We start from the raw sequence: 9,473 nt of genomic DNA, 5'->3' as shown, positions 1-9,473 counted from the left end.
CAGGAATGAATACATTAAAGCCTGGGTATGGCTCATTCTGACCGCAATGCTGTAACAGGATTTACGGATACTGTCCGGTACAGGGAATAGGTAAGGGTGAGGAGGAAGAAAAGCACCACAATTACGGTTGGCAGCAGGAAAAACCACACATCTATCCCAATATGATAGGCGTAGTTACTTAGCCATTTACCCGATACAATGCCTGAGAAGATAAAACCGACGGTAAGCGAAATCGCCATAAACCGTAAAAAATTCCTGGACAATTTCATGATGTCAAATAAACCGGCGCCGAGTACTTTATGGATAGCGATTTCTTTTTCGCTCTCCTTAAAGGCATAATAAGTGATCATAAAAATGCAGAAAGAACAAATTAACAGTGTAAGCCCGCAAAAGAACTTCAGCCATTTCTGCAGGTTGATCTCACTGGTATAAAGTGTTTTAAAATCTTCCGTAAAAACGCTATATACAAATTCGCTCTCCGGGAATATCCTGCCCCATATTTGCCGGAGCGAACCAATTGTACTGGCACTGCTATGCGGAGATATTTTCACAGTGGTGGTATGCCGCATATTCTCCCGCTCCAGGTGGAAGATCACAGGTTCTATCTTAAATTTCAAACTTTCCTGGTTAAAATCCGCTACTACTCCAACCACTTTTTTATTGACCCTTTTATGCTTTACAAATACCATCTGTCCAACAATATCTTCCGGCTTTTGATACCCCAGCTTACGGCAGGCCGTATAATTAACCACGATATCATCTTTATCACTCTCCTTTGAAAAAAAAGAACCAGCCAGCAATTTCATCCCATAAAGATCAAAAAAGTTATACATCACCTCATTATGCGCAAACATAATGTAGGTATCTTTTCCGATTTTATCATTGGAAACACCTCCCCACTGGGCATAACCGTTACTCCCCGGACCGTATACCGACCTGGTAATGCTAACCACATCAGGAAGACTTTTCGCTTCCTGATCAAAGGCTTCCATTTTTGAGGTTACGCTCCCTATATCCTCAAGATGTGGCTGCGGAATAAAGATGATATTTTCCCGGTTATATCCCATATCCTTATTGAGGATATAACTTACCTGCTTAAAGACCACTTGTGTAAATGACAGAAAAAAGATACAGATAGTAAACTGTATAATAATAGGGACAGATTTCAATGTGATCCTTCTGCTGAGAATCTTATCGCCCCGTTTTATGATATTGATCGGTTTAACCCTGGAAAATATGAATGCGTATAGCAGGCTTACTAATATTGTAAAGAAAATGAAACTTAAGAAGATAGCGAGGTAAAACCAATATGATGCGGCGCCAATACGGTAGTTATGCGGGAAGTTAAAATACCTGGCTACCAACCCGGCGGTAACCAGGTAAATAAGCATACTTAATACCAACGCAATCCCTATTTGCAATATTGCTTCCGCAAAAAAGATCATCATATTGTCCCTGAGCGTGGCCCCCATCATTGTTCTGATACCAACTTCCCTTGCGCGTCCTATTGTTTTTACCAGTGAAATATTAATAAAATTCAGATAAGTGATAACAAAACAAATAATACCTATCAACTCCAGCAATAAGATCGTTTGTTCATATCCCCCTTCGCTGCCTACAATTTCGTTCTGCAACTGTGATTTCAGGTGAATCATTCCCATTGGCTGTAGCTTGATTCTGACTGCGGCCGTTTTATAAATCTCCATTTTAGCCAGTTCCTCATTGGTTTTATCTTCCACCATCTTGATATTCGTATTATCATTCAGTAGCAGGTAAGTCCAATGGTTCATGGATAACCTGAAACTATAAAATTGTTCAGGAATTTTAAACAGGTGATGATTAGAACAGATCCAGTCCATCTGTATATGTGAGTTGGCGGGAAAATCCTTACAAATACCTGTTATTTCAAACAGGAAGGTGGCATACTTACCTTTAATTTTCACGGTTTTACCGATAGGATCTTCTCCATTAAAGTATTTACGTGCAGCTGATTCCGTTAGCACCACGGTATTAGGCTTTTTCAGTACTTCAGACGGATCTCCTTTTACAAGGGGGAACGAAAATATGTTGAAAAAGGTGGAGTCTACCTCAAACACCCTGTTTTCCCTGTACACTATATTCTTATACACGATGGTACAACCATCCGAAAGCGGGGTAAGGTTCACATAATCTTTTACCCCACTGATAGTCCTTTTCATCAGGTCTGCCGTCAATCCTAAAGAAGTAGCATACTCCGTCGTTTCGTCGGATGCTACCAATTCGGTCTGGATGCGGTAGAGATTTTTTGCATTTGCGTGGAATTTATCAAAGCTTTTCTCAAAGGCGATATACTTCAACAGGTGAAGAACGGTGGCTGTTACCAGGGCTAATAATACAATATTAGCCAGTCCGATAAAATTCCGGTGAATGAGATTCCGCCAGGCGTAAATAATGTTTCTTTTTAACATGCAGATAAACTTAAAATGCTATTCATTTACATAATAACCATTCCGGTAATACCGGCTAAGTGCGAGCTCGGAGAGTTGCACTTGTTGTATCTGTGAAGATCCTTCAATAATCTCCAGTACTTTCGCTTCCCGGAAAAGCCTTTCAACCGGGTAAATGGAGTTACATCCATTTGCGCCGTGCACCTGCACAGCATCTGCAGCCACTTTCACTGCAGTAACGGAAGCAAAATATTTTGCTATTTGGGTAGCGCCGGTCATATCAGGATGATTTTCCTTCCGACATGTCCCGGCATGTATACATAGTGACCGGGCAGCATGTACCTGGGCGACAGCGTCTCCAATCAATCCCTGTATCAATTGATATTCATACAATGCTTTTCCAAACTGTTTTCTCTTTCGGGCATAAGACACCATCGCTTCCAGCGCCTCCTGTGCAATAGCGAGCCCTCCCCAGGCAACGCTATACCTGCCATGATCCAACGCCGTATTAACGATATAACGAAAGCCATTCCCGGTTTTGCCCAACACCTGCTGATCAGCAACGGCTACCTCAGTAAACTCCAGCTCCGCCATAGCCGCAGCCCGGCCTGCCATCATCCCTTTCATAGGTGTGACATTTAAACCCGGGCTATTCTTTTCCACTAAGAAGGCTGTTATTCCTTCACTACCGGTGGCCATCACCAAAAAAAGATCGGCCCTGGTTCCGAAAGTGATCCACTTTTTCCTGCCGCTGATCAGGTATCCACCGGATCTTTTCCTATAAGTAGTTTGAATGCCCGCGGCATCACTGCCCACACCGGGTTCGGACAACGCAAAAGCGGCTATCACCGTACCATTAGCCATTAATGGCAACCAATAACTTTTCTGTGAAACAGTACCATAGCGGACAATGCTTTCGCCTACCAGGGAGGAATGTACCGTGAGCAGGGAACGGGTAGCACAACAAGCTTTCCCTATCTCTTCTGTGATGTAGCCATAGGTCAGCGGATCAAGTTCCAGTCCGCCATACTCCCTTGGAAAGGTAACCGCCAGCATCCCCATTGTCGCCAGCCCCTGGATAATATTTTCCGGTACACTTCCATTTTCCTCAATATCTGCGGAAAGCGGTCGCAGGTAGTTATCAGTAAATTGCTTTACCTCCTCCAGCCAGTTCTTACTCATTGCCTGCCGTTGAAGATAGTTTGCCAGCAATCAATCGTTCTATATTATTCACGGAACTGAAATTATTGATGTCGATGTCCTCATTTTCAAGGACAATATCAAAAGTATGTTCCACGTAATTGAGCAATTTCATTGCAAACAGGGAGTTTACAAACCCCAATTCAAAAATGTTATCCTCATCTGTGAAGGAAACATCGTCGTTGAAGACAATAAGATGCTGGCCGATAAATGCTCTGATATTTTCTCTTACTTCCATTTTGAAATTAGTTGATGGTCTGTAATTTTGATATATCCGGGTAATTTTAGCAATTGAGCTGCTTCATTTTCAAATAAAATAAGTCCTGCTTCGTTGGTGAGTACTGTAAATCCGGCAAACTTAAATGTCAGGTACATCATTCTATTCCTGTCTGTTTGTTGAAAATCGGCTCTTACTTTTTTACCGGTTTGGAAAGCCTGGTTCAGAATATAATTGAGGAGCACTGTACCAATACCATGTGAAATAACCCGGCAGGAAATCAATATCATACGCAGATGCCAGTAAGAGGACTGCTTCTCCACTAATGCCAGCCCTATTTTTCCGTAGGATCCGAATTTGTCCGTCAGTTCGCACACCAACAAATCGTGATCAGGCGAGATGCGGAAATAATTGAGTTCTTCATAACTGTATATGGTACCAGTAGCATTATATTGATTAGTGCGCAGCGTAAGCTCCTCTGCTCTTTCCAGATCTTCTTCCGTTGCGGGTGAGATCAACAGCTCCATATTCAGTTGTGCCAGAAACTGTTCTTTGGGACCTCGAAATGCTTCCTCCTGCCTGTTTCTTTCCGCCGCCTCGAGATACATGAATCGCCTTCGCCTGCTATCAGTCGTAATGAACTTGGGCTGTAACCTCTTATCTGTCAGTAAAAGACGGAATTCCGCTGCATCTATACAGGAAATTTTCGGATGCACATTTTTCACCTCTTCTCTTTCAAATGGCTGATCATCTATAAACAGGAAGGTATCCGCCCCTAGGTTCAGTTGCTCTTGTATTGTTGACACCGCATGGGACTTTGCGTTCCAGCTAACCTGAGGGAAAAGAAAATAATGCGCAATACCCAGTTCTTCCAGCTTCCCGACAGCTTCTTCATAATTATTTTTACTGGCAACAGAATGTAATATCCCCCTATTGTCCAGCTCCTCCAACACTTCCCGTATCCCATCCCGGAGCGTCACCGTCTTATCTTCCAGCAGGGTTCCTTCCCAAATAGTATTGTCCAGATCCCATATCACGCATTTAATATCTTTCATGCCGAACCACTTTAATATTTATAAAATCCTGCACCTGTCTTTTTACCTAGTTGCCCCGCAGCGACCATTTTTTCCAGCAAAGGACAACTACGGAACTTGGGATCCTGATAGCTGTCATAAAGTATTCTAAGGGAGTGCAGTACGGTGTCCAATCCTATAAGATCCGCTGTTTCTAATGGCCCCATAGCATGCCCATAACCTTTTCTGAAAATAATATCTATGTCTTCCGGTGTGGCAACACCTTCCTGTACCAGGAAAGCGGCTTCATTCATAAACAAGTGAGACAACCTGTTTGCGACAAAACCGGTAGCATCATTTACCAGCACCGGGAGTTTGCCGATACTCCGCAAGAAAACGCGCATAAAATCGATAGTGGCCGCTGATGTATGATACCCTTTTATTACTTCTACCAGCTCTTTCAACGGCACAGGGTTAAGAAAGTGGGTACCTATTACCTTTGATGGGTCAGGAAGCCAGGAAGCAACTTTGGTAATCGAAATACAGCTGGTATTTACGGCATAGATAACATCCTTATCAGCAATAGCGGCTAATTGCTGATACAGCTGCTGTTTCAGCACCACATCTTCCGGTATGTTTTCTATAATCAGGTTTACATGTTCCCAATGCTGATAGGATGTGGTAAACTGAATATGTGATAAAATCTCCGCAAGATCTTTCTGTTTCCAGTCCTTCCTCATCATCTGAAACATTCTGAAATCCCCCTTCATCCTTTTTTCGGCTGCTAATAAAGGAGCCTCCTCTTTGTCTTTCAGGATAACCTGATGACCACAGGATCCAAGATCCATTGCCAGGTGGGCACCCATTGTACCCGCACCGATAATGGCTATTGTGGCATAATTCATTATTGTTCCTTTTAGGTAAAGAGAGGAATATGATGCGGCGCCTTTATCTTCTCAAATACAAAATTCATAATCGCCTTCTGCATATACAACCGGTTTCCGGCCTCGTCAAATATGATTGAACGCGGGCCATCTTTCACTTCCGCAGTTACTTCCTCACCCCGTATGCTGGGTAAACAGTCCATGTATACGGCATGCTGACTCGCCGCCTCAAAATGCCTGGATGAAAGACACCAGTCTGCTCGTACCGAATTCTTTATCGCAAGTTCATCTTCATCACTCAGGTTCAATGCTTTCCAGCTTTTCACATAAATCACGTCCGCTCCTTCTGCTGCCGCCATCATATTATGTGAGAAAGAGAGCTGGCCACCTGAAAGTGCGGCCTGCTTTTTGGCAAAATTTATGTACGCCTCATCAGGTTCAAACCCTTCCGGAAAAGCAACCTCCAGGTTCATTCCAAGGAGTGCTGCCGCACTCATCATGGAATGCGTAACACCGGGAGATTTTTGTCGTTGTGCGAAACCCCATGTCAGTAACACTTTCTTCTTTCTGAAGTCGGGCCCCAATTGCTCCTTTATCGTAAGTACATCGCTCATCACCTGGCAGGGATGGTCTTTATCATCCAGCGCATTTATAACCGGAAAGGAGGTGTTCGCTGCAATTGTTTCCAATGCTTCCCGCCCACTACCATAACTTTTCATGTCATACATTCTAACGATAAGGCCATCAAGGAACCGGTCCATTACTCTGGCTGTATCGGTGACTGTTTCCCGGTTCTTCAGTTGTAAATCGCCGGTATTCAGGTACTCTGCATGCCCACCCATTTGCCGGGTTCCTGCAAGAAAAGACAGACGCGTACGGGTGGATGCCACACTGAAAAGCATCCCCAGCGTTTTCCCCGACAGCACCTGTGAAACATCTTTCTGGCCGGATTTAATTGCTTCGGCATCTAACAATATCTGTTCGAGCTCCTCCCTGGAGAAAGACCTTAAGTCAATGAAATCTCTTTTATGCATATGATCTATATTAGTTACCCGTTGTTATTACATCAGCCGGAACTGGCAACGTCACCGGATTTTCCCGGATCACCTTCTCTACGAATTTTACGCCCGCCGCGCAATCATTCTGTGCGCGGAATATGTGCTGAAAATGGCGTATCGATTTCTTTATATCATCATTGCCCAATACATAGTCAATCTGCCGCAAAAATTCCGTATCCCTCACGTTTCGGAAGGAACTGCTGACACCCAGGCGGTGATATACCACCCTGGCAGCATTCCCCGGCTGATCGCATCTTAGTGGAAAAACAATCATCGGTACCCCGAAGTATACCGCTTCTTTAATAGAGGAAGGCCCCCCATGCGTAATAAAGAGATCCACCATGCCAAGTACTTTTACCTGGGGCACAAAGTCATGTACCTGTACATTGGCCGGATAAGGCTGCAGATCCGGATGCATATCGTCTTTGGGTAAACTTAGTACAAGATATAGGTCCGGTCTTTGCCGGAATGCAGCCAACAGCTGATGATAAAAATGGTACCGGTCTCCCGCATTAGTGTAAAAACTCAATGTACCCAACGCACAATATACCACGCGCTGCTGTGAACCAGCCCTTAGCTGAAATGGTCTGCCATCCACCCTGTCAAGATAAACATGCGTACCGCCGTACACATAATCCGACAGATGCTTTTTACCGGGAAAATCCAGTTCAGGAGGGAAAGCATAATAGTCAAAGCCTATTAAACGGTGACGATGTTCTGCCATATAGTATCTCCCGCCCAGCGCTCTGATTTGCCGGTATATATCCAGCTTTCTGTACTTTTTATCTTTATAATTCCTGAGATAAAAAGCATATAAAAAAAAGCGGTAGCTTCTTGCAATAAAATTTTTATGAGATACCAGCCACGCCCACATGTTAAGCATCCATGAATACCACCTGGTGGTATAATGTACACCTGAAAATGCAGGAGGTACCTGCGTGCTGAATCTATGTACCAGGATATTTTCAAAAAAAATCAGCGGGACACTATATTTCAGGAAATTAACGGACAACAACAGGTTTTCAGTCAAACAAACACAAGGACGCTCTTCCAGGATTAGCTTCTCAATTTTACGGTTTACCACCTGCTGGTATAGATAAAAGTGCCTGACATGTGCATCCAGTGTATTGATATTCCTCTTTTTCTGCCGCGGATTCAGTAATACATACCTGAATCCATTCTCCCTGATGTGCAGGCTCTCCTTTCCCATGGAAAGGTATAATACCTCATAGCCCTTTTGCTGCAATTGTTTGGCCAATACAAAGCTGCTGTTCAGAGAACTGGTCTCCTGCAACAGGAAAAACACTTTTCTGCCGGCTGAGGCATCAAATGAGGTTTGCTCCATAAGAAAATGCGTAAAACGGATCAAAGGAGTGGCGCCGGAATTCGCCTGGAAGCGATCATAGCCTCCAGAAAAGAGACGCCTTTACTGCAATCATATTGTTTATCCGCCAATTGTTTGAATTCGGTCACTGCCGCTTTGATTTCCCGGCTGTTAAGCAGATAGTCAATCATCCGGATAATCTTCTTCGCAGATACGCGCCGGAAACTTCCCCGGACGCCTAACTTATGATATACCACGCGTGCTGCATTACCCGGTTGATCAACAATACCGGGAAATACCATCATCGGTACCCCATAGCTAATAGCTTCCTTTATAGAAGACGATCCTCCGTGCGTAATAAACACATCTGTTAACGGCAATACCTTTAGCTGAGGAACAAAGGAATGCACTTGCACATTTTTGGGAAAAGACAATGACAGGTTTTCAAGATCTTCGTTTGGTAAACTAAGTACGAGGTGCAGGTCCTGTCGCTGCGCAATTGCCGAGAGCAGCTGGTTGTAAAAATTAAGGCGCTCCCGCTGTTTCAGATGTTGGAGGCTCCAGGTGCCAAGTGAACAATAAATTATTTTTTGCCTTTCATTAGCCTTTAGCTCAAAAGCAGTATTATCATTCCGTTCCTTATAAATATGTGCCCCTCCGTATACAAATGCCGACCTATGTACCTTACCCGGAATATCCATCTCAGCGGTAAATGAAAAATAATCAGGTCCCTTCAAACGATAACCGTATTCGCACCAATAACAGTTCCCTTTATATAACCGGATTTCTTTCATATAATCCAGCTTCAGGAAAGGCCGCCGGGAAAGCCAAAAGAAAGCTACCAGGTGAAACAATCCTTTCTTCCGGTAAAATTGAATATAGGTATATACCCATGACCACAGGTTCACTATCCTTCGATACCATTTCTTTCCTGGAAGTACCCCTGAAAAAACTGCCGGTACTTCGCTGTTAAAGCGATAAATAAATTCATTGACATAGTTTACCACAGGTACCTGATGCTTCAATAACTTTACGGTAAGCGGGAGGCTCAACACATTAACGAGGCAAAGACATGGCCTTTCCCTCAGCACCAGCCGTTCAATTTTCCTGTTAACAATGTATTGATAGATATAATAATACCTGACATACGCTATTAAACCCCTCAGGTGTCGCTTTTTAGACTGGCGGGGATCCAGCAATTCATACCGGAATCCGTTATCCTTTATGTATTTTGCTTCTTTTCCAAATACAAGGTATAATACAGTATATCCCCTCTCCTGTAACTGCCGGGCCAGGATAAAACTGCTGTTGTAGGCGCTTTTCTCACCCAGCAAAAAAAAAATCATTCTTT

General features: G+C 43.6%; 8 protein-coding genes. All 8 read right to left on the bottom strand.

Going from position 1 to position 9,473, the window contains the following annotated elements:
- Positions 1-32: 32 nt before the first annotated feature.
- The 8 genes from HGH90_RS15085 to HGH90_RS15050 are packed head-to-tail and all read right to left on the bottom strand — an operon-like array spanning position 33 to position 9,468.
- Positions 33-2,447 carry an ABC transporter permease gene (locus tag HGH90_RS15085; protein ID WP_169191456.1) on the bottom strand — a complete coding sequence of 805 codons (2,415 nt, stop codon included), beginning with the start codon at positions 2,445-2,447 and terminating at the stop codon, positions 33-35.
- A gap of 18 nt (positions 2,448-2,465) precedes the next feature.
- Entirely contained in the window at positions 2,466-3,608 is a 1,143-nt protein-coding gene (locus HGH90_RS15080) for an acyl-CoA dehydrogenase family protein (protein ID WP_169191455.1), read from the bottom strand.
- Complete coding sequence (locus HGH90_RS15075; protein WP_168762837.1) at positions 3,601-3,864, bottom strand: acyl carrier protein; 264 nt, start codon at positions 3,862-3,864, stop codon at positions 3,601-3,603. Before HGH90_RS15075 ends, HGH90_RS15080 begins: the two co-directional genes overlap by 8 nt.
- The gene (locus HGH90_RS15070) at positions 3,855-4,898 is read right to left on the bottom strand and encodes an HAD-IIIC family phosphatase (RefSeq protein ID WP_168762836.1); all 1,044 of its coding nucleotides are present in this window, start codon (positions 4,896-4,898) and stop codon (positions 3,855-3,857) included. Before HGH90_RS15070 ends, HGH90_RS15075 begins: the two co-directional genes overlap by 10 nt.
- 11 nt (positions 4,899-4,909) lie before the next feature.
- Complete coding sequence (locus tag HGH90_RS15065) at positions 4,910-5,761, bottom strand: 3-hydroxyacyl-CoA dehydrogenase family protein (RefSeq protein ID WP_168762835.1); 852 nt, start codon at positions 5,759-5,761, stop codon at positions 4,910-4,912.
- A gap of 11 nt (positions 5,762-5,772) precedes the next feature.
- A complete protein-coding gene (locus HGH90_RS15060) occupies positions 5,773-6,774 on the bottom strand; it encodes an ornithine carbamoyltransferase (protein ID WP_169191454.1) in 1,002 nt (333 codons plus the stop codon).
- Between the two features lie 10 nt (positions 6,775-6,784).
- Positions 6,785-8,143, bottom strand: a complete 1,359-nt coding sequence (locus HGH90_RS15055; protein ID WP_168762833.1) for a glycosyltransferase — start codon at positions 8,141-8,143, stop codon at positions 6,785-6,787.
- A 20-nt stretch (positions 8,144-8,163) separates the two neighbouring features.
- Complete coding sequence (locus tag HGH90_RS15050) at positions 8,164-9,468, bottom strand: nucleotide disphospho-sugar-binding domain-containing protein (protein ID WP_168762832.1); 1,305 nt, start codon at positions 9,466-9,468, stop codon at positions 8,164-8,166.
- Between the last annotated feature and the right edge of the window lie 5 nt (positions 9,469-9,473).

Origin of the sequence: Chitinophaga sp. Ak27, from assembly GCF_012726295.1 — a bacterium.
Taxonomy (GTDB): Bacteria; Bacteroidota; Bacteroidia; order Chitinophagales; family Chitinophagaceae; genus Chitinophaga.
The sequence above is the reverse complement of the archived record's forward strand: the minus strand, read 5'-3'. Positions and strand labels throughout refer to the sequence as shown.